Below are 19,538 nucleotides of genomic sequence, written 5' to 3' on the forward strand. Positions count from 1 at the left end.
AGAGCATTTCAGGTGATCTCGTTTTCACCGGAAATGCTCTAGTGGAATGAATTTGACATTTGATACCCATTTGCGGTGATCTCGAGGATCAAATGTCAAATTCGAAAATTCCACTAGAATCATAAAGTTGCTAGTGGTTTTCATGATTGTGACATTTGCTCTCGAGGGTGCTGCACAGGGTAGCAAATGTCACAATCAAACCACTAGCGCTGAATAGTCGAGGCGACGTTCCGATACCAGCCTTCGAAAAGAGCGGGCTCCCAGTTTCCGGGGAAAAGCGGAATGGATTTCGGCGCGACTTTGGCGAACTTGTCCTGCAATTCCTTCGAAAGATTGTCCCAGCCGATGGACGGGAAACCGCCCAGATCGGTCACCACCTTCTCCTGTATGGCAGGCGAGATAATGTAATCGGAAAGCTTGAGCGCCGCAGCCTGGTTCAGCGCCACGCTTGGAACGACAACGCCGGAAAAGCCGCCGGTAAAGGCCAGATCCTGCAATTGCGCGACCGCCGTCGTGTCCGGCACGATGCCCTGGCTCATGGCCTGCAAGGCCATGTCCGACCAGGCCACCGTCATGGAAATGGCGCCGGAGGCGAGAAGCTGGATCGAGGCCGTGTTGCCGGAGGTATATTCCCCGCCATTGAACAGCGAAGGCTGGATCTCCTTCAGCATGGGCCAGAGCTTTTCGAACATCGGCTTGGCATAGGCTTCCGTATAGTTTTCCGGCAGGAAAAGTTCGGGCTTCTGGCCAGTGACTTCCTGCAGCGCGCGCTCGATGAAGCATGCGCCGGAATCGCCGAGATCGGGGCGGGCATAGGTAAACTGCTTTGGATTGGCCTTGATCCACTCGATCAGCGCCGGGAAGGTGGTCGGCACGCTCTTCACCATGCTGGCATTATACATCAGCACGACCTGCGAGCCGCGATAGGGCAGCAGGAAGGGGCTCTGCTGCGTGACCGGATTGATCTTGGCGTAGTTCGATAGCTTCGCGGTCTCGAAATTGCTCCAGAGACCGGCTTCGATGGAGCCCGCCGGATAAAAGGGCGTGGTCGCTTCCAGCATATCCACCTGTGGATCCTTCTTTGCCTGGAAGGCGGCCATGGCGCGGTCAGCCAGCGTATTGATGCCTGCTCCGCCGCCACCGGGAACGAGGTTCAGCGTCACACCCTGATTGGCCGCCTCGAAGCCGGGCTTGATAACGTTGGTCCAGAAATCGATGATATTGGTATCGGAGTTGAAGAAGATGTCGAGCGTGCCCTGGGCTGCCGCCGCAGGGCGAACGGCAATGCCGCCTGCAGCGGCAAAGGCGGCGCCGGCTACCGAAAGCTTGAGGAAGTCGCGTCTGTCCATGCTGGAAGGCGTGGTCATCAAAAGTCCTCCATCCTGTTGCGGCCATTCGGCGGTCGCGATCTGGCCCTTGTTCCCGTCATTTCCGAGGAGCTGTGCAAAGCCAGTCCTCTTTTTTCTTTTTAAATACTTATTGAGAACTATATTAGGCCTGTCAAGCGCGCTATGGGGGATGTGAAAGGGCGTTTGCTACCGGAAAGGTCTGTGGACCTCTGCGGTGATCTTTCGCAAATGCAGCAAAATTGATGAGTTCGATCTGGAGCGAGATTACTGGAAGTTCAGGCGTTCACAGCCTGAGATGTCTTAGTATCTTGTTTTAAAAGGATTTTAGCGGAGTGTGCCAGGCCGGTGTGCGCTGATTTCGGCTCAAGAAGCAATCTGGCCTCAAGGCAATTCTGCCCTTTCAGAGAGGAATCCGATTTTTAATCATCAATATGGATTAAATAGCCCGCGCTGCCAAAGACAGGCTGAAACGTTTTCCTTTTGCCTGAGGCGACCGGGTGCCGTTGCCTTGACGGTGCGGTTGCGAAACGGGAGGATTGAGCTCCGCTGATCGGCCTCGGTGCGGCTACTGCATAATTCCTTAAATCGGAATCGATTTAAGGAATTATGCAGTAGATCTAAAGCACTACAGCGAACCTTTGTGCGCCATATATGGCGCACGGCGCTGTAGAGCATTTCAGTGGTTCACGGAAACACCGAAATGCTCCAACTCTTTGTTTTTACACATTTCCGGGCGGAAAACCGGTTTCCACTTTTCCTGGAAATGCTCTATGATCACCGGATCACTTCAAAGGACGAACAGTGCGCAAAGTTTTTAATCCCGCCTCGGTGCGCAAACCCTTCGGGCAGTATAATCACGGGTTGATGGTTCCTCCCGGTGCGGCCTTGCTCGTCACCTCCGGTCAGTTGGGCCTCACTGTTGATGATGTCATTCCAGATGATGTAACCGCACAGGCCGAGCTATGCTTCGACGCCATCGGCGCCATCCTGACGGAGGCGGGCATGAGTTTTGCCGATGTGATCCGGATTTCCGGCTTCGTGACCCGGCGCGAGGATTTCGCACCCTATATGGCCGTGCGGGATCGCTACACGCTCGATCCGAAACCGGTTTCAACCTTGATTATCGTCAACGGTTTTACCCGCCCGGAATTTCTGGTCGAAGTGGAAGTGACTGCTGCCAAGGTGCTGTGAGAGCATTTCCGGGAAAACCGCTTTCCCTGGAAACTTCTCAAAACCGCTCCATCGACGTCTTGACCTTGTCCATGAACCGCGCCCGGGTTTCCGGCGTGCAATTGTTCATGTCGTAATGGGCAAGAAAGGTGACCGGCCTCAGCGGATTGATCTGTGCTCTCAGCACGCGCTTGACGATTTTCTTTGGCGGATTGCCGGCCACGAAGGCGCGGAAGGGTGTGGCGCCATAGGTCAGGACCGCTGCAAGCTTGCGGATATGCCGCAGCCGGGATTCGACCTTGCCATCCACAAGATCGAATGAGACGCCCGGAAGCCAGACGCGGTCGAAATAGCCTTTCAGCATGGCCGGAAAACCGAAATTCCAGACGGGCGTGACGATCACCAGCCCCTCGGCTTGTCTCAGCCGCTCGACATGGGATTTCACCAGTTCCGTATTCTCCGGATAGTCATGGTAGATCAGCCGGTCGTGGCGGGAGAGAACGGGATCGAAATGTTCCGCATAGAGATCGCAGCCATCCACGTCATGACCGGCGGTCTTCAGGCTTTCCAGCGTCTGCCGGTAAAGGGCCGCCCCATAACTCGATTCAACCGGATGCGAATGCAGGACGAGAACTCTCATCTCGCCTCCGTGACGCTGGAGAGGCCGGGAAACAGGTAGTTCTTTCCGGCGGAAAAATCGAAATCGGGATTTTCCCAGGCGATCATCTTGCCCGGGTTGAGCAGACCCTTGGGATCGGTCTCCTGCTTGAAGGCAAGCTGGATCATGTCGGTCTGCTTCATGCCGCCTTCTTCCAGCGTGTAGCGATGCGGGTTGAAGATCGGGCAGCCATGATCCTCATGGATGCGAATGATTTCCTCCAGCCGCGCTTCCGTGGTGTAGCGGACGAGCGGCAGGCCGGAGCACTGGATCTGGCCGTCGAACCGCATGAATTCGAGATGGCCGGGCACTTCGTCGCCAAAGATCTCCACCATTTTCTGCACCTTGGTGACATGATCGGGTCCGGGATACTGCACCTGAAGATAGGTGAAGCTCGGGTCGACCTTCAGGGCGCGCAGGGTAGTGTGGTTCCAGGCCAGTTCATAGGCATGGGGTATGCCCTTCATGCTCTCCACTTTATCCGAGCGGAACATCACCTCTCCCTTATGGGCGGCGGTGAAGGCCAGGAAGGCATCCATGGAATGCGGCGCGATCATCAGCACCACGACCGATTGACCCTGCCGGAGAAAAGGCCGGTGCCGGGGAAAGTAATCATAAGGAATGGGTGCTGCAATCGGCGCGATTTCCTTGACGAGAATGCCATTGCATTTCGCCAGCGCATCGGAAAATCGCACCGAAGCCATGAAATCGTCATAGCCCACCAGCACATCCACCCAGTCATAGGCAGGCGCCAATGGCATCTCGATTTCCGTGATGATGCCATTGGTGCCATAGGCATGGCTGACCTTTTGCAAATCCCAGCCGGTCAGGTCGAGCACGCGCGGTTCGGCCTCCATGGTGACGACGCGAAGCCTTAGGATATTGCCGATATCGCGCAGCCCGCCCCAGGTGATCGACCCGACACCGCCGGAGCCGCCAGCAATGAAGCCGCCAATGGTGGCGGTTTGCGCCGTCGAGGGGTGAAAGCGCAGTTCCTGGCCGGAATGGGCGCGGGTCTGCTTGTCGAGCTGGGCAATGACGATGCCGGGCTCTGAGATCACCCGGCCGGGATGGATTTCCTTGACCTTGTCCATGCCCGCCATATTGAGGATGATGCCACCGGAAAGCGGCATGGCCTGCCCGTAATTGCCGGTGCCCGCCCCGCGCGGCGTGATGGCAACGCCATGCGCATAGGCCACCTTCAGCGTGCGGATCACCTCTTCCTCGGTCTTCGGCGTCACCACGATGTCGGCGGTGACATGGTCGAGTTGCGCCTTCAGAATCGGTGAATACCAATAGAAATCCCGGCTTTTCTGGCGCACCAGCGCGGGATTATCCTCGATGGCAATCCCTTCCAGGTCTTTCTTGATCTGCTGGTAATCCGGCATGTCAGGCTCCAATCATTCCCAGGTGTTTCAGGGAGGGCTCAGTGCGCTTTTCCATCCTGAAGCGCCCTATCCAGTTCACGGTAATCCGGCAGGTTGCGATCGATCATCTTGCCACGGCGCAGCACGACGCGGTCCGCCTGCGGCCGGGATAGAAACTCGCTCCAGTGGCGGGCGCTGAACAGCACCAGATCGGCTGGCGCACCGGCCGCGATCCGCGACAGGTCAGGCCGCCCGGCCATGGCTGCGGCAGACCGGGTGACGATGCGGGCGGCATCATCCAGCGGGTGATCGAGATGGAGAATGCGCACTGCCTCGCGAAACACTTCGACGGGATCGAGATCGCCATAGGCATAGAAGGGGTCGCGGCTATTATCGGAAGCGACCGCCGTCGCAATGCCGGCGGCCGCCAGTTCCTTGAACAGCGTCACACCGCGCCAGCGCGGTGTCCGCTCCGCATAGCGATCCTGCAGATACATATTGCACATGGGCAGCGAAATGACCTGTAGCCCCGCCTCGGCCACGCGGGCGATGGTGCGCTTTGCCGTTTCCTCGTCCTGACGGGCCAGCGAGCAGCAATGACCGGCGGTGACCTTTCCGGCAAAGCGATTGCGCAGCACGGCATCGGCAATCGCCAGCAGCGTCTGCGATGTCGGATCGTCCGTCTCATCGACATGCAGGTCGATATCCAGACCATGCTCGGAGGCGGTCTGGAACAGCCGGTCGAGCTGGCCGGGCAAGGCCTCGCCCATCTGCATGACGCCGCCGATCAGCCCGCCCTTGTCGCGGATCACCGTGATGAGATCGTTGAAATAGGCGCTGTCCTCCATCGCATCCAGCGGAAACAGCGCCACCGCCTGAAGGGCGATTTTTTCCTTCCAGGCATCGCGCAGTTCATCGAACACCTCGAAGGAGATGCGGTGCTGTGGCGCCAGGGCATCCAGATGGGTGCGGATCAGGCTGGTGCCATGGACATAGGCGGAGCGCAGCGAAAATTCCATGCGCTGCCGCACATCCGCCGCCGACCAATGCGCTTCCCGGTCCGCATGAACGGCTTGCAGCGCGCCCATGAAGGTGCCATCGGGATTGCTCTGGCGCTCCCAGATATGTCCCTTGTCCAGATGCGTATGAATATCGGCAAAGCACGGCCATACCATGCCGTCGCGCAGATCCGCCCGGGCCAGTTCGGGTGGCGCACCGCCCGGCGGCAGAATGGCTTCGATCAGGCCATCGCTGATGATGAGATCGGCCTTGATCAGGCCCTCTCTTGCAGAGGCTTGAAAGCCTTCCACGGCAATGGCGGGCAGGGTGGCATTGCTCAGGCAGAAGCGGGCGGCATTCGGGGGCGCGATGAAGGGATTGGGCATCAGTTTTCCCGTTTCAGACTGCTTTCATGCCAGCGATGCAGGCTCGCCCAGGCAATGAAGGAGGTGATGGCAAAGATGGCGACGCCCAGCAAGGACAGCATCAGCAGCGCTGCAAACAGCCGCGGAATGTTCAGGCGGTATTGCGCTTCCAGCAGGCGGAAGGCGAGGCCGGAACCCGCGCCCGCCGAGCCCGCGGCAAATTCCGCCACCACCGCCGCAATCAGCGCCAGCCCGCCGCCAATGCGCAGGCCCGTCATGAAATAGGGCAGGGCCGCTGGAAGTTTCAGGTAGAGCAGGGTCTGCCAGCGCGAGGCGCCATAGAGTTCGAAGAGGTTGATGAGATTGTGATCCACGCTCTTCAATCCCTGCACCATGTTCGACAAAATGGGAAAGAAAGCGACGAGAAAGGCGCAGATCAGCAGGGCGGCCTGGGTGGACGGGGCATAGATCAGAATGAGCGGCGAGATCGCCACCACCGGCGTTACCTGCAGGATGACGGCGAGCGGATAGAAGGCAAGCTCGATCCAGCGCGACTGGACGAGGAAAATCGCAAAGCCGCAGCCGCCGATCAGCGCCAGCAGCAGCGAGATAAGGGTAATTTTGGTGGTGACCCAAAGTGCGGGCGCCAGCGTTCCCCAATCGGTGACGAAAGCCTTGGCGACCGCCAGCGGGCTCGGGAAAATATAGGCCGGAACGCCGGAAAACCGCACATAGGCATCCCAGATGAACACCAGAATAGCGATCACACAGAAGGGCACGGCAATGCGAAGGGCAAGTTCCTTGGGCCGTCCGGGCCGTGCCGAGATAACAGGAGCCGAGCTCATCCCTCTTCCTTTGCAGCATTGATGGCGCCGATCAGCGCATGGGACACGGTCTCGCAGGCGGCGCGATACTCTTCCGAGGTGCGGTAATCGGCGTCGCGATCCCTGCTGGTGATCAGCGGCAGATCGGCATGGACGCGTCCGGGACGGGCCTTCATCAACACGACGCGGTTGGAGAGATAGGCGGATTCGAACACCGAATGCGTGACGAAGATCACCGTAATGCCGGTCGATTTCCAAAGCGCGAGAACATCGTCATTCAGCTTCTGCCGGGTAATTTCATCGAGCGCTGCAAAGGGTTCGTCCATCAGCAGCAGTTTCGGCCTGGTCACCAGCGCACGGGCAATGGACACGCGCATCTTCATGCCGCCCGAAAGCTCTCGCGGATAGGCCGAGGCGAAATCCGCAAGGCCGACGGTGGCAAGCACGGCCATGATCTCCTCGCGGGCTAATGCCTTTGACGTGCCCCGCAGTTTCAGCGGCAGATGCACATTGTCGAACACCGTCTTCCAGGGCAGCAGTGTCGGCTCCTGAAAGACGAAACCGATATCGCCCTCCGGCAAGCCCCTGGAATTAATGCGGGAGCTTGGCCAATCTATCGAGCCGCTGCTGACGCCCCCCAACCCCGCAATGATCCTGAGAGCCGTGGACTTGCCGCAGCCGGAGGGGCCAAGCAGGCTGACGAATTCGCCGCTCTCCACGGTCATCGACATCTCCGACAGCGCAATCGTGCCGCTGGAAAACGTCTTCGACACCGACTGCATGACCACCAGGGGCCGTGCTTTCTTCACTTCCGTCGATACTGCCTTGGCGGGCGCGGTTGTGGGCATGGGCTCGGGCTCTTCGTCATGCTGTTCAGGACGTGCGGGTCAGGCCGTGCGGGTCAAGGGCGGAGACCCCGCACACTATTTCTTCAGGGCCATTCCCTTGCCCTTGCAGACAAAGGCGGTGGTGAAAGCCTTCTTGTAATCGACCTCCGATTTCACGACCTTGATCGCCACCATTTCATCGTAGAATTTCTTGTAATGCGCATCGGTGATGCAGCCGATGCCCTTGTCCAGCGCTTCACCGGATTCGATGATGCCATATTCCTTCATCTTGGCGATCGAATAGGCGATCTGGCCATCGGTCATTTCCGGATTATCGGCCTTGATCAGCGCATTGGCCTTGCTGTTGTCGCCGTAGAGATAGTTGTACCAGCCTTCGATCGAAGCGTCGACGAAACGCTGGACGAGATCAGGCTTCTTGTCCACCATGGTCTGCGATGTGGTGATCATGGTGGAATAAGGCGCATAGCCATGATCGGCGAGCAGAAAGACCTTCGGCGACCATCCGGCCTGCTTCTCGATCTCATAGGGTTCCGAGGTCAGATAGCCCTGCTGGGCGGATTGCTTGTCGGCAAGGAAGGGGGCCGGGTTGAAGGTATAGGGCTTGTATTGCTCGTCCCTGAAGCCCTTGAAGTTGGCCTTCATCCATTCAAAATAGCTGAGATAGCCATCCTTGCTGATGAAAATCGTCTTGAGCTTGGCCAGATCTTCGAATTTGTCCACCCCGGCATCGGGATGGGCCAGCAGAACCTGAGGGTCCTTCTGGAAGATGGCGGCGACGTCGAGGATCGGAATGCCCTGCGCCACCGCAGACAGTTCTTCCTGCGGTCCACCCATGTAGAAATCGATCTTTCCGGCAATCAGCAGCGCGCTGTTGGCGGCATTCGGGCCGCCCTGGACGATTTTGACGTCCAACCCGTATTTGGCATAGGTGCCATCGGCCACCGCCTGATAAAAACCGCCATGCTCGGCCTGCGCCAGCCAGTTGGTGCCATAGGTGACATGGTCCAGTGCGTAACCGGGGGCGGCCATCGCCAGCGCAGCACCGAGCCCAAGGCTGAACGACAGGGCGGCATTCCTCAACAATTCAAGCATGATAGCATCCCCTCTTTGTCACCGGCCATGATCGCTGGCCTTTGGTTTTTGACATTTGAGCGATTGCCTTGCGCTTTGAAAAGCATCAAAATTCGCGCGCAATGATGCCTTTTCGGCATCTCAAAACCCGGCTGGCCGGTAATTGTGCGCCATGCTTAAAATTGTTGCAGGGGAGCCCGGATGCTGCACTCCAGAAAGCTGCTTTACATCAATGAAATCGCCCGCTGCGGATCGATCCGCAAGGCGGCGCAAAGGCTGAATGTCGCCTCTTCCGCCATCAACCGGCAGATTCTGGCGCTGGAGGAGGAAATCGGCGCGCCGCTGTTCGAGCGGCTACCGCGCGGCTTGCGGCTGACGGCTGCAGGCGAGCTTTGCATCGAACATATCCGCGATGTGCTGAAAAATTACGGGCGGCTTGAAACGCGCATTCGAAGCCTCAAGGCCCAGCAGGCCGGCAAGATTCGCATGGTCACGACGGTGGGTCTTGCCGCAGGCCCCTTGCCGGAGATTATTGCGCGCTTTCAGGCGCAGCATCCGAGGATTTACCTGGATTTGCGCCATGATGCCGGAACCACCACGGTCAACCCGGTGCTGACGGGGGAGGCCGATATCGGGCTCGGCTTCAATATTGCCGCAACGCCGGGTATTCGCACGCTTGCCAGTTTCGATATTCCCATCGGCATCGTCTTTCCGCCGGGCCATCCGCTGATCACGCCCGGACCGGTCAATCTTACCGATGTCGTGCAGGAACGGCTGTTGCTGGCCCAGCAAGGCACCAGCCTTCGCGAGGTCATCAACCTCATGCTCGGCCGTCTCGATGTTCATGTCGAGCCGGTGCTGGAAACCAATGCATCCGAGATGCTGAAGAAACTCGTTCGCTTCGGAGCGGGGCTGACCATGCTCAACCCGCTCGATGTCATCACCGAATGCCGGTCGGGCGAACTGGTCTTCAGGCCGGTGGCCGAGCCGCATACGCGCCATCAGCCGATGAAGCTGATCGCCCGGGCGCGGGCGCCACTGGATGCCGCCACCAGCCTCTTTGTGGAATTTCTGCTGTCGGAACTGGCCGGACTGGTGCAGGAGTTGCAGGACAAGGGGCACATCGCCGCCGATCTTTCAACGGTATAATACGAACGGTCATTGAAGATGGCAGTTCGTATTCACTTTCCGAATATCTCAAGCCCTTAATGCATTCGAGATATTCGAAATCTCTTCAAGGCGAGGATGCGTAAGCATCTTCGAGCCTTGGTATCAGATACGTAATTATTCCGAATAGAGGTTGGCGAGCGGATAGGCCTTCAGGTCCTGCAGCATCTCCACGAAGCCCTTGACCTGATAGGTGCAGATTGCCGCGCCCTTTTCGGCTGTTCCGAGCGAGGCATTGCCGACGACACCATTGGGGTTAAGGTCATGGGCAATCCAGGCCAGCGAATGTGGCGGCAGGGGTTGGAGATAGCGCGATTGCTTCTGCATCTCCTCTGCCTTCGAGAGGAAGTTCTGCGCCTTGTCCATCCGCACCAGGTCCGGGCGGAAATGCAGCATCAGCGAGGTTTCTACCTCGCCGCCATGAATGCCATAGCGCAGTTCATGATCGCCGATCAGCCCTTCGGGATACCCGAACCGGCCCCATTGCGTCGAAACTACCGCCATCCGGTGACGAACCCGCAACTCCCTGGCGACGATGCTCATGATATCGACATTCCCGCCATGGGAATTGACGATCACCATCTTGCGAAGCCCTGCCTCCGCCACCTTTGCTCCGATGGCGGTCCACATGGAAATCAGCAGCTCCGCGCTGAAGGACAGCGTTCCGCGTCCGTAGACATGTTCGTTCGCCTTGCCGATTTCCTGGGTGGGCAGCACGAGAATATCGAGATCGGCTGGCTGTTGCCGGCGTAATTCTTCAAGCATGCCTTCGGCAATCGCCACGTCGGTGGCGATGGGCAAATGCGGTCCATGCTGTTCGGTGGAGGCAATCGGCAGGATGGCAATCGTCGTTTCGGGGGAGAGGCCGGCGAAGTCATAGGTGTTCAATTCATTCCAGTAGAACGGCACTGGCATCGGACTGTCTCCCGTTTGCTAAAGCATTTTCAGGAAAAGTGCAGTTGCCGTTTTCCGTCCGAAAATGCGTAAAAACAAGGCGTTAGAGCGTTTCAGCGTTTCCGTGAAACATTGAAACGCTTTAAGCATGGTGTGTGAATTGGTTTGCACATCAAGCTCTAGGCAAATCCAGTGCGCGCGAAAAGCATCTATTTGCGCCAGCCGTGATGCCTTTTTGCGCGCCCTTGGAGGCCTTGGGGAAACCCTCGGGTCAGAGAACAACCGGACGCGAGGGCAGCCAGCATCAGTCGCTGCCAAAGGCCGAGGACCAGAACACCATAAGCAGCAGGCCTGTCGCACCGCCAACCGCCGTGCCGGTCAGCAGGTCGGTGGCTTGGGGCAGGGTAACGGAGATGGCCTCATAGGTCGTGTTCATCACGAACAGCAGTTTCTGCTGAGCATTTCCTGGAAATGCTCTAATGCGCCGGATCGTGAACCTTTTCTACGGTTTCGAACTCGGTATTGTAAAGTTCGCCATTCACGCGTTCCACCTTGCGCATGTAGATGTTCTGCACGATGTCACGGGTGGCCGGATCGATGAAAATCGGGCCGCGGGGACTGTCGATGGTCATGCCCTTGGCGGCAGCCAGGAAAGTGTCGCCGGTGGCGTCTCCCTGTGTTTTGTCCAGCGTCTTGTAGATCAACTGCAATGCGTCATAGGCGGCCACGGCGACCATATTCGGACGCATCCCGTTGTTTTCCTTTTTGAAGGCATCAACGAAGCTCTTGTTTTCGGGGGAATCGTGGCTTGTCGAGTAAGGGCCGCCGGTGATTGCGCCGAGTGCCGGATCTCCCATGCTGTTGAGAAGGTCGTCATCGGTCACATCGGCCATGGCGATGACCTTGATCCCGCTCTTGTCCAGCCCGCGCTCGACATATTGTTTCATGAAGCTGGTACCGGCGCCGGTGGGCACGAAAACAAAGAGTGCATCCGGCTTCTGGTCTGCCGCCTTTTGCAGGAAGGGCGAGAAATCCGGGCTGGCCAAGGGCACCCGGAGCTTTTCAGCCACGGTGCCGCCACTGGCCGTCAACGCCTTGTCGAACCAGGCTTCAGCATCGACACCCGGACCATAGTCCGACACAATGCTGACGAATTTTTTCGTCCCGTTTTTCGCCGCCCACTGGCCGATCACATTCGCCATCTGCGGAACGGTCCAGGAAACGCGCAGCATGTAAGGCGAAGCGTCCATGATCGAGGAGGTTGCCGCGACCATGATCACCTGCGGAATTTTCGCCCGCTTGGAAAGCTGCGCCACGGAAAGGGCTGCTGGCGTATTGCCGAAACCGGTCAGGATGGACACACGGTCCTTGGTGACGAGTTCCTGCGACAGGCGAAGCGCGTTATCGGCCGCCGAGGCGTCATCCTTCACGATGAATTCCACCTTCTTGCCACCGGCGGTTTCGCCATGGGTGGCAAGGAAAGTCTTCAAGGCCGCGCTGATCTGACGCCCATTCGACTGGAAGCCGCCGGTCAATGGGATGACCACCCCGACCTTGACCGTGTCCGCTGCCATCGTCGCGGTCGATGCGGCTGCCATGGCGATCATCGCCAGTCCACCGATTACTGTTCTGCGTTTCACTCTAGTCTCCTCCCTGAGTAAAAAATGAAGGGTTTGACAGGTCTTGTTTTTTTGTCCTGACCTGTTCGCCAGGCAAAGCAGGTGCCACCGGTCGATGACAGCTGCTCCCGGCCTGCCTCGTCCTATGTGCCGATCCCAAGGAAACGGCCGAGCGTTTCCGTGTCCGCCGCCAATGCCGCGCTGTCGCCTGAATGGGCAACCGCGCCCCTGTCGAGGATCACCGCGCGCTCGGTCATGGCGAGAATTTGCTGGGCATGCTGTTCCACGATGATGGCTGCCAGCCCTTCTTCGCGCACGATCCGCCGGATCGAGGCCAGAAGCTCTTCCACGATGATCGGCGCCAGCCCTTCGGTCGGCTCATCGAGCAGCAGGATTTTCGGATTGAGCGCCAGCGCCCGGCCAATCGAGAGCATCTGCTGCTCGCCGCCAGACAACTGGTTACCGAAATTGCGACGCCGTTCCTTCAGGCGGGGAAACAGCTCGTAAACCGCCTCCAGCGTCCAGCGGCCCGGACGAGCGGAAGCAGTGATGTTTTCCTCAACGGTCAGGGAGCGGAAAATACCGCGCTCCTGAGGCACCCAGCCAATCCCTGCCTCAACCCGGCGTTCCGGCGACAGCCGGCTCATATCCTGACCGTTCAGAAGAACTCTGCCGGAATGAAAGCGCGTCAGGCCGATCAGGCTGTTCAAGGTCGTGGTCTTGCCGACACCATTGCGCCCCAGCAGCGCCATGGCCTGCCCTTGCGCCAGAGTGAAGCTCACCTTTTGCAGAACAACCGCGCGGCCATAGCCTGCCGACAGGCTTTCGATTTCCAGAAGATCAGTCATGATGGCCGCCCCCGAGATAAACATCCTTCACCCTGGGATCATGGGCGATCTCCTGGCTGGTACCTTCGGCGAACAGCGCGCCGGAGACGAGCACGGAAATGCGGCTGGCAAAGGTGAAAACCAGGTCCATGTCATGTTCGATCAGCAGGATCGACACATCGGAGGGCAGCGCCGCCAGACGGGAGAGAACCTCCTGGCGATCTGCTTCCGGCACGCCGGCGGCAGGCTCGTCCATCAGCAGCACGCGCGGCTTGAGGGCGATCGCCATGGCGATTTCCAATAGCCTCTGCTTGCCATAGGGGAGGTCACAACAGCGGTCCTCCGCAACCGTATCGAGGCCGAAATCGCTGACCAGATCGGCGATTTCGCGATCCAGGCCCTTCAGGCGGCTCAATCCGCGAAACATGTTCCAGCCATGGCCCCGCCGTTCTGCGATCACCAGTGCGAGGCTTTCCACCACGCTGAGCTGTCCGAACAACTGGTTGATCTGGAAGGTGCGTACCAGACCCCGCTGCACCCTGCTTTCCCGCTTCAGCCCGGTAATGGGCTTGCCATCCAGCAGAATGTCGCCCGACGATGGCTTGATGAGGCCGGTCAGCAGATTGATGAAGGTGGTTTTTCCGGCGCCATTCGGGCCGATCAGCGCATGCCGCGCACCCCGTTCCAGCTTGAAACTGACATCCGAGGTGGCCTTTAATCCGCCGAAGGTCTTGTTCAGGTGGCGGGTTTCGAGAACGGCAGTCATGCCTGATCCTCCTTTGCCTTGGACCGTTCCGCCTTACCTTTCAGGCGCCGGGTGAGCGCCGCAAGGGCGCGGTGCGGGCGTTCACGGCCGATCAGAACGAAGGCCACGAGCATGAGGCCGATCCAGAATTGCCAATATTGCGGCGTGAGGTTGGAAAGTTCATCCTGAATGAGTTTGTAGACAAGCGCGCCGAGCGCGCCGCCGTAAAGATAGCCGGGACCGCCGATCGTCAGGATCATCAAGCCATCCGCCGACTTCTGGAAGGAAAGGGCGTCGAGCGAAACAAATTGCTGCGTCTGGGCAAAGAGAGCGCCGGCAATGCCCGCATAGGCGCCGCTGACCGTGTAGATGGTCACCAGGCGGGCATGCACGGGAATGCCGACGGCGGAGGCGCGCAGCGGATTGTCGCGGATGGCGCGCAGGGAGTAGCCGAAGGGCGAGGACAGCAGGACCCGGGCGATGAGCATCAGCGCGAACAGTACGACAAGGCTGTAGGCGCAGGCAGTTTGACCGAAGATATCGAAGTCGAACACACCGAAAAGCGGCTGGATCTCCATGCCGCGCAAGCCATCGGCGCCGCCGGTCAGCCAGCTTGCCTGGTTGGCGATTTCCATCACCACGGCGGCAACGCCAAGCGTCACCATCAGGCGGGTGAGATCGCCACCGCGCAGCAGCAGCGGCCCGGTCAGAAGCGCCAGCAGGGCGCCGCACGCCGCGCCCACCAGCAGGCCGCTGATCGGCTCTCCGGTAACATGGATCGAAAACAGTCCGGCAGCATAGGCGCCCAGCCCATACATGGCCGCCTGCCCGAGGGACACCATGCCCGCATAGCCAAGGATCAGATCCAGCGACAGCGCGAGAATGGCAAAGCCAGCGATTTCATTGAGGATCAGATGATAGTCCGGAAGAAAGAACCAGACCGCCACAGCCAGCAGCCAGAAGGAGACTTCAAGGGGGCTCAAACGGCGGGTGCGGCCAAGGGCGCGGGTGATGCGGTGTTGCGACGGGCCCATCAGTTACCCCTTGCCAGCAGGCCCTGCGGCCTCAGAACGAGAACAGCCACGAGGACGATGTAGATGACGAAGCCGCCGAGCGAGGGCATGTAATATTTGCCGAGCACATCCGCCAGACCAAGCAGTAGCGATGCCAGCAAGGGACCGACGAGGCTGGAGGTGCCGCCGACGGAAACCACGATCAGAAAATACACCATGAATTTCAGCGGAAAGGTGGGGTCGAGGCTGATGATCTCCGCCCCCAGCGCACCGCCCAGGCCTGCAAGACCGGAGCCGACGGCAAAGGTGATGGCGAAGAGGCGGTTGACCTGAATGCCAACGCCGCGGGCCACGCGGCGATCGTCCACCGAGGCCCGCAACTGGCTGCCGAAACGGCTGCGGCTGTTGATGAGCTGCAACATGGTCGCCAGAAGCCCGCAGACGACGATCAGGAAGGCGCGGTAAATGCCGATGCCGATACCGGCGATCTCGATCCGTCCTTTCAGAAAGTCCGGCAGGTTCAGGATCTGCTGCTGCGATCCGACCAGAAAGTCGACCCCGGCCACGGCCATGAAGACAATGCCGATGGAAAACAGAACCTGATCCAGGTGGCTCTTTTCATACATCGGCTTGTAAAGCAGCTTTTCCAGAATGCCGCCCGCCGCTGCGGTGGCCAGAAACGCCACCGGCAGCGTCGCCAGAAAGGGAATGCCGGTTCTGTTGGTCAGAAGCACCGTGACGTAACCGCCTGCCATGGCGAAGGCGCCATGGGCGAGATTGATGAAATTCATCAATCCGAGCGTTACGGCAAGGCCGCAGGAAAGCAGAAACAACAGCATGCCATAGGCAATGCCGTCGAAGATCAAGGTCAGCATCGATCCTCCAGAAGGGATGGAATTGCCCAATGGTTCTCCTCCAGCGGGCCGTCTTGCGGCCACCATGTCGTCAAGCGGGGGTCTTTCCCATTCAGAAGTGCCTGCGCCTTCATAAGAAAACGCTATATGGACGGGAAATAGACCAGCCGGACAGCAGCCGGGTCAGGATGGCCGGTCAGGATGGCCGGTCACACTTCGGTTTGACGGGCGAACACGACGCCGTCGAACAGTTTGCGGGCGGTGCGGATATTGCCTGCGCCGCGAACGCCGCCATCCTCGGCAATATCCAGAAAAACCTCCATGTCCCCGGAGGGATGCTCCACATGGAAGCGCCCGTCCGGCGGCTGGACGGCCAGTTCGGCTGCAGGTCCATTATGAAGACGGGTCGCGGTTGCCACGGTAATGGCGGCAAACACGCCGATGGAGGCGTGAACCCGGTGGGGAATGAAGCTGCGGGTGGCGATGGCCCCGCCTGCGGTGGGAGAGGAGACCAGGATCATCTTCGGGACCGAAGCCTGGCTGACATCGCCGAGCGCCATCATCGGCCCCGCCTGGAGGCGGATGGCTTCCAGCCGGGCTTTCACGGCCTCGTTTGCCTCCAGTTCCTCGCGGCTTTCACACCCCGAAAGCCCGACATCGCTGGCGCGCAGAATGACGCAGGGCATGCCGTTGTCGATCAGGGTTGCCTCCACGCCGTCGATGACATCCACGTCTCGGCCCGTCGGCAAAAGGCTGCCGCACATGGAGCCGGCGATATTGGCAAAGAGCAGCGGCACCGCCGCATGGCTGCCCGGCACCCCGGCAATCACTGCGGTCCCCCGATAGTTCACCCGCCCGCCCGGCGTTGAAATCCGGGCGATGGCGACTTCGCCGGAATTGACCATGTGAATGCGTACCTGCGTTTCCGAACCGGTCACGGGCACCAGGCCACGCTCGATGGCGGCGGGGCCGACACCGGCCAGAATATTGCCGCAGCCCTGCGCCGTGCTCACCAGCGCCTGATCGACGAAGACCTGAAGAAACAGATAGTCGATATCCGCGTCGGGACGGCTGGAGCGCGAGAGGATGGCCACCTTTGAGGTCAGCGGATCGGCGCCGCCGATCCCGTCGATCTGGCGCGGGTCGGGAGAGCCCATGATCCGGAGCAGCAGATCGTCCCGTTCCGCTGGACTGTCCGGCAGGTCTTCTGCCAGGAAATAGGCGCCCTTGGAGGTGCCGCCGCGCATCCACAGGCAGCGAATGCCATCGTCAGACATAGCGCAGCCCCTTTGCCGCCAGCGTTTCGCGCATGTTGTAGATGTCGAGGCCCAGTTCACCCGCAGCGAGACGCTTGCGCTTGGCCTCCTCATTGGCCAGACGCTGCTCGGCGGCGGCAAGAACGGTTTCGGCCTCGCTACGCTTCACCACACAGACCCCATCGTCATCGGCAACGATAATGTCTCCCGCTTCGATATGGGCGCTGGCGCAGACGATCGGCACATTCACCGAGCCCAAGGTTTCCTTGACGGTGCCTTGTGCGGAGACCGCCTTCGACCAGACCGGAAACTGCATGGCGGTCAAATCCCGGATATCGCGCACCCCGGCATTGATGATCAGCCCACGGCAGCCCCGCGCCTGTGCCGAGGTGGCCAGAAGATCGCCGAAATAGCCGTTATCGCAAGGGCTGGTGGGCGCGAGAACCAGAATGTCGCCGGGCCTGATCTGCTCGATGGCTACATGCACCATCCAGTTGTCGCCGGGCGGGGCGGAAATCGTCACCGCGGAACCTGCAATCTGCGCGCCCGCATAGATGGGGCGCAGGTAGCTGGCCAGCATGCCCTTGCGACCCTGGGCTTCGTGCACGGTGGCGACGCCCGCCTCTGCCAGACGGTCGATGATCTCGGCTGAAGCCCGCTCGATGTTTTGAACGACGATGGCCATCTCAATGCTCCGTGGATTTTACCGGTGGCGTCCCATGGGTATGGAAGGTTTCGATTGTTTTCAGGCCCCAGGCCTGCCCCTTCTTGCGGTCCGTTTCCGTCCAGCAGATCGGCTTCCAGTCCGGCGCCAGAATGAGGCGGGCCCCGGAATTGGCCAGTTCAATGCGATTTCCGGCAGGCTCCCAGACATAGAGAAAGAAGGTGCCCTGAATGGCGTGTTTATGCGGCCCGGTTTCGATATGGACGCCGTGTTGCAGGAAGAGATCGGCGGCGCGCAGAATGTCCTCCCGCTGGTCCACCGCATAGGTCACATGGTGCAGGCGGGCCGTGCCGCCGCCATGTTCCTCGGTGCAGGCCAGGTCATAGGTCTTGTTGTTGACCGTGAACCAGCAACCGCCCAGCCGGCCATTGTCGAGCTGGATATATTCGGTCACGCGCGAGCCCAGGCAGGTTTCCATGAAACGGCGAAATTCGCTGACATCGGATGACAGAAGGTTGAGATGGTCGATCCGGCGCGGCGCAGCGCCCGTGAAGGCGGAGGCGGTGTTTTTCAGCGCCGCTTTCTCTGCCTCCTCCTGTGGCGCATACCACTGGGTGTCGTAATAGATCTCGAAGACGTGGCCGAAGGGATCCTCGAAGCGGAAGGCGCGGCCATGGCTTGCGTCGCCCTCCACCCAGCCGATGACCTTGTAACCCGAGGCCTCGATGATCGCCACCCGCCGCAACAGCGCCTGTTCGGAGGCTGCGCGATAGCCGATATGCGCGACACCCGTGCTATCGGATTTCGTCAGCTTCAGCGTGGCATATTCATAATCGTCCCAGGCCCGGAGATAGGCCGAATTTTCATCCTGGCCCGAGAGTTTCAACCCGTAGATACGGGTGAAGAAATCGAGGCTTTCTTCAAAACGGTCGGTCAGGAGTTCTACGTGCCCGAGATGGGCGATGTCGAAACGTGCTTCCATGTCACAATCCTGGAGTTTTTCCGTGTTTTTGGACGGAAAGCTGCTGCACACTTTTGCGCGGCATGCTCTAACTCTTTGTTTCTACGCATTTCCGGACGGAAAACCGGTTTCCACTTTTTCTGGAAATGCTCTAAAGCTCGTCCACGGTACGCGGGAAAAAAGACTGGAAGCCTTCGGCATATTTCGCCTTGCGCCCACCGGACTGGCCGCCGGAATTGCGCATGAAATGGTTGGCGCGGTTCTCGGCGACATTGCGATAATAGGCCCAGAGATGTTCCTGGCCTTCCATGCATTGAATGGCGGCCCATTTCTTCTCCCAGACCGGGGTAATGTCCAGGAAGGTATCCGGCTTCCACCCCATCTGCTCGGTCTGGTGCGGCTCGAAAAGATAAAGCTGCGGCGCGCCGAGAACCTTCTGGCCGGGATGATGCCCCCAGGCCTGGGCGATCATCCGGGTCTCCAGCGCGATCTGCGTGGCATACATGTGGTCCGTGTTATAGGGGTCGAACTGCGAATGGCTCAGCATGAAGGCGGGCTGCACGTTACGGATGACATCCACGACCCTGAATTTCTCCTCATCGCTCAAGCGCAGCGGATAATCGCCGAGATCGAAGCAGAGGAGTGCGTGAACGCCGAGCGCCTCGGCGGCCTTTTCCGCTTCCGCGCGCCGGGCGTCCTTGACGCGCTCCAGCGTCATGCCCGGCTCTTTCCAGAGCTTGGCGGATTCGCCGCGCTCGCCGAAGGAAAGGCAAAGCACCGTCACCTCATATCCCTTCTCCGCATGCAGGGCGATGGCCCCGCCGCAGCGCCAAACGAAATCCGCAGCATGGGCGCTGATGACCAGCGCCGTCTTCTTCTCCGGCATG

The 19,538-nt window shown here is 59.6% G+C and carries 20 protein-coding genes; 2 read left to right on the forward strand and 18 right to left on the reverse strand.

What is annotated here, in order from left to right:
• Positions 1 to 203 precede the first annotated feature (203 nt).
• A complete protein-coding gene (locus QO005_RS15530) occupies positions 204 to 1,367 on the reverse strand; it encodes an extracellular solute-binding protein (RefSeq protein ID WP_307158966.1) in 1,164 nt (387 codons plus the stop codon).
• A gap of 783 nt (positions 1,368 to 2,150) precedes the next feature.
• Between QO005_RS15530 and QO005_RS15535 the strand changes: the two genes are divergently transcribed.
• On the forward strand, positions 2,151 to 2,540 hold the full coding sequence (locus QO005_RS15535) for a RidA family protein (RefSeq protein WP_307158967.1): 390 nt from the start codon (positions 2,151 to 2,153) through the stop codon (positions 2,538 to 2,540).
• Positions 2,541 to 2,577: 37 nt separating this feature from the next.
• Here the strand turns inward: QO005_RS15535 and QO005_RS15540 are convergent, their stop codons facing one another.
• The 6 genes from QO005_RS15540 to QO005_RS15565 all read right to left on the reverse strand — a co-directional run bounded on the left by QO005_RS15540 (position 2,578) and on the right by QO005_RS15565 (position 8,672).
• Positions 2,578 to 3,159 carry an NAD(P)H-dependent oxidoreductase gene (locus QO005_RS15540; protein ID WP_307158968.1) on the reverse strand — a complete coding sequence of 194 codons (582 nt, stop codon included), beginning with the start codon at positions 3,157 to 3,159 and terminating at the stop codon, positions 2,578 to 2,580.
• Positions 3,156 to 4,565 carry an FAD-binding oxidoreductase gene (locus QO005_RS15545; RefSeq protein WP_307158969.1) on the reverse strand — a complete coding sequence of 470 codons (1,410 nt, stop codon included), beginning with the start codon at positions 4,563 to 4,565 and terminating at the stop codon, positions 3,156 to 3,158. The genes QO005_RS15540 and QO005_RS15545 overlap by 4 nt, the downstream gene beginning before the upstream one ends.
• 38 nt (positions 4,566 to 4,603) lie before the next feature.
• Positions 4,604 to 5,929, reverse strand: coding sequence for a cytosine deaminase (locus QO005_RS15550; RefSeq protein WP_307158970.1), 1,326 nt, complete (start codon positions 5,927 to 5,929; stop codon positions 4,604 to 4,606).
• Positions 5,929 to 6,753 (reverse strand): ABC transporter permease, encoded by an 825-nt coding sequence (locus tag QO005_RS15555; protein ID WP_307158971.1) that lies wholly within the window; start codon positions 6,751 to 6,753, stop codon positions 5,929 to 5,931. The genes QO005_RS15550 and QO005_RS15555 overlap by 1 nt, the downstream gene beginning before the upstream one ends.
• Positions 6,750 to 7,580: an ABC transporter ATP-binding protein gene (locus tag QO005_RS15560; RefSeq protein ID WP_307158972.1), complete on the reverse strand. Its 831-nt coding sequence runs from the start codon at positions 7,578 to 7,580 to the stop codon at positions 6,750 to 6,752. The genes QO005_RS15555 and QO005_RS15560 overlap by 4 nt, the downstream gene beginning before the upstream one ends.
• Positions 7,581 to 7,655: 75 nt before the next feature.
• The gene (locus QO005_RS15565; protein WP_307158973.1) at positions 7,656 to 8,672 is read right to left on the reverse strand and encodes an ABC transporter substrate-binding protein; all 1,017 of its coding nucleotides are present in this window, start codon (positions 8,670 to 8,672) and stop codon (positions 7,656 to 7,658) included.
• 180 nt (positions 8,673 to 8,852) lie between these two features.
• Between QO005_RS15565 and QO005_RS15570 the strand changes: the two genes are divergently transcribed.
• Positions 8,853 to 9,800, forward strand: coding sequence for a LysR family transcriptional regulator (locus QO005_RS15570; protein ID WP_307158974.1), 948 nt, complete (start codon positions 8,853 to 8,855; stop codon positions 9,798 to 9,800).
• A gap of 135 nt (positions 9,801 to 9,935) precedes the next feature.
• Here the strand turns inward: QO005_RS15570 and QO005_RS15575 are convergent, their stop codons facing one another.
• The 11 genes from QO005_RS15575 to QO005_RS15625 all read right to left on the reverse strand — a co-directional run bounded on the left by QO005_RS15575 (position 9,936) and on the right by QO005_RS15625 (position 19,537).
• Positions 9,936 to 10,733, reverse strand: coding sequence for a creatininase family protein (locus QO005_RS15575; protein ID WP_307158975.1), 798 nt, complete (start codon positions 10,731 to 10,733; stop codon positions 9,936 to 9,938).
• A 283-nt stretch (positions 10,734 to 11,016) separates the two neighbouring features.
• Positions 11,017 to 11,148, reverse strand: coding sequence for a hypothetical protein (locus tag QO005_RS15580; protein WP_307158976.1), 132 nt, complete (start codon positions 11,146 to 11,148; stop codon positions 11,017 to 11,019).
• 40 nt (positions 11,149 to 11,188) lie between these two features.
• The gene (locus QO005_RS15585; protein WP_307159057.1) at positions 11,189 to 12,319 is read right to left on the reverse strand and encodes an ABC transporter substrate-binding protein; all 1,131 of its coding nucleotides are present in this window, start codon (positions 12,317 to 12,319) and stop codon (positions 11,189 to 11,191) included.
• A 155-nt stretch (positions 12,320 to 12,474) separates the two neighbouring features.
• Positions 12,475 to 13,179 carry an ABC transporter ATP-binding protein gene (locus QO005_RS15590; protein WP_307158977.1) on the reverse strand — a complete coding sequence of 235 codons (705 nt, stop codon included), beginning with the start codon at positions 13,177 to 13,179 and terminating at the stop codon, positions 12,475 to 12,477.
• The gene (locus tag QO005_RS15595; RefSeq protein ID WP_307158978.1) at positions 13,172 to 13,924 is read right to left on the reverse strand and encodes an ABC transporter ATP-binding protein; all 753 of its coding nucleotides are present in this window, start codon (positions 13,922 to 13,924) and stop codon (positions 13,172 to 13,174) included. Before QO005_RS15595 ends, QO005_RS15590 begins: the two co-directional genes overlap by 8 nt.
• Positions 13,921 to 14,937, reverse strand: coding sequence for a branched-chain amino acid ABC transporter permease (locus QO005_RS15600; protein WP_307158979.1), 1,017 nt, complete (start codon positions 14,935 to 14,937; stop codon positions 13,921 to 13,923). The genes QO005_RS15595 and QO005_RS15600 overlap by 4 nt, the downstream gene beginning before the upstream one ends.
• Positions 14,937 to 15,791, reverse strand: a complete 855-nt coding sequence (locus QO005_RS15605; RefSeq protein ID WP_307158980.1) for a branched-chain amino acid ABC transporter permease — start codon at positions 15,789 to 15,791, stop codon at positions 14,937 to 14,939. The genes QO005_RS15600 and QO005_RS15605 overlap by 1 nt, the downstream gene beginning before the upstream one ends.
• Before the next feature lie 188 nt (positions 15,792 to 15,979).
• Positions 15,980 to 17,047, reverse strand: a complete 1,068-nt coding sequence (locus QO005_RS15610) for a 4-oxalomesaconate tautomerase (protein ID WP_307158981.1) — start codon at positions 17,045 to 17,047, stop codon at positions 15,980 to 15,982.
• Complete coding sequence (locus QO005_RS15615; RefSeq protein WP_307158982.1) at positions 17,040 to 17,711, reverse strand: 4-carboxy-4-hydroxy-2-oxoadipate aldolase/oxaloacetate decarboxylase; 672 nt, start codon at positions 17,709 to 17,711, stop codon at positions 17,040 to 17,042. Before QO005_RS15615 ends, QO005_RS15610 begins: the two co-directional genes overlap by 8 nt.
• 1 nt (position 17,712) lies before the next feature.
• Positions 17,713 to 18,672, reverse strand: coding sequence for a VOC family protein (locus QO005_RS15620; protein WP_307158983.1), 960 nt, complete (start codon positions 18,670 to 18,672; stop codon positions 17,713 to 17,715).
• Between the two features lie 130 nt (positions 18,673 to 18,802).
• On the reverse strand, positions 18,803 to 19,537 hold the full coding sequence (locus tag QO005_RS15625; protein WP_307158984.1) for a PIG-L deacetylase family protein: 735 nt from the start codon (positions 19,535 to 19,537) through the stop codon (positions 18,803 to 18,805).
• Position 19,538: the final 1 nt, after the last annotated feature.

Source organism: Allorhizobium paknamense (genome assembly GCF_030815125.1).
Taxonomy (GTDB): Bacteria; Pseudomonadota; Alphaproteobacteria; order Rhizobiales; family Rhizobiaceae; genus Allorhizobium; species Allorhizobium paknamense.

Bases quoted from the DNA above. Each gene is read 5' to 3' on its own strand.
- QO005_RS15530 (WP_307158966.1), bottom strand. From the start codon at position 1,367: ATGACCACGCCTTCCAGCATGGACAGACGCGACTTCCTCAAGCTTTCG.
- QO005_RS15540 (WP_307158968.1), bottom strand. From the start codon at position 3,159: ATGAGAGTTCTCGTCCTGCATTCGCATCCGGTTGAATCGAGTTATGGG.
- QO005_RS15545 (WP_307158969.1), bottom strand. From the start codon at position 4,565: ATGCCGGATTACCAGCAGATCAAGAAAGACCTGGAAGGGATTGCCATC.
- QO005_RS15550 (WP_307158970.1), bottom strand. From the start codon at position 5,929: ATGCCCAATCCCTTCATCGCGCCCCCGAATGCCGCCCGCTTCTGCCTG.
- QO005_RS15555 (WP_307158971.1), bottom strand. From the start codon at position 6,753: ATGAGCTCGGCTCCTGTTATCTCGGCACGGCCCGGACGGCCCAAGGAA.
- QO005_RS15560 (WP_307158972.1), bottom strand. From the start codon at position 7,580: ATGCCCACAACCGCGCCCGCCAAGGCAGTATCGACGGAAGTGAAGAAA.
- QO005_RS15565 (WP_307158973.1), bottom strand. From the start codon at position 8,672: ATGCTTGAATTGTTGAGGAATGCCGCCCTGTCGTTCAGCCTTGGGCTC.
- QO005_RS15570 (WP_307158974.1), top strand. From the start codon at position 8,853: ATGCTGCACTCCAGAAAGCTGCTTTACATCAATGAAATCGCCCGCTGC.
- QO005_RS15575 (WP_307158975.1), bottom strand. From the start codon at position 10,733: ATGCCAGTGCCGTTCTACTGGAATGAATTGAACACCTATGACTTCGCC.
- QO005_RS15580 (WP_307158976.1), bottom strand. From the start codon at position 11,148: ATGAACACGACCTATGAGGCCATCTCCGTTACCCTGCCCCAAGCCACC.
- QO005_RS15585 (WP_307159057.1), bottom strand. From the start codon at position 12,319: ATGATCGCCATGGCAGCCGCATCGACCGCGACGATGGCAGCGGACACG.
- QO005_RS15590 (WP_307158977.1), bottom strand. From the start codon at position 13,179: ATGACTGATCTTCTGGAAATCGAAAGCCTGTCGGCAGGCTATGGCCGC.
- QO005_RS15595 (WP_307158978.1), bottom strand. From the start codon at position 13,924: ATGACTGCCGTTCTCGAAACCCGCCACCTGAACAAGACCTTCGGCGGA.
- QO005_RS15600 (WP_307158979.1), bottom strand. From the start codon at position 14,937: ATGGGCCCGTCGCAACACCGCATCACCCGCGCCCTTGGCCGCACCCGC.
- QO005_RS15605 (WP_307158980.1), bottom strand. From the start codon at position 15,791: ATGCTGACCTTGATCTTCGACGGCATTGCCTATGGCATGCTGTTGTTT.
- QO005_RS15610 (WP_307158981.1), bottom strand. From the start codon at position 17,047: ATGTCTGACGATGGCATTCGCTGCCTGTGGATGCGCGGCGGCACCTCC.
- QO005_RS15615 (WP_307158982.1), bottom strand. From the start codon at position 17,711: ATGGCCATCGTCGTTCAAAACATCGAGCGGGCTTCAGCCGAGATCATC.
- QO005_RS15620 (WP_307158983.1), bottom strand. From the start codon at position 18,672: ATGGAAGCACGTTTCGACATCGCCCATCTCGGGCACGTAGAACTCCTG.
- QO005_RS15625 (WP_307158984.1), bottom strand. From the start codon at position 19,537: ATGCCGGAGAAGAAGACGGCGCTGGTCATCAGCGCCCATGCTGCGGAT.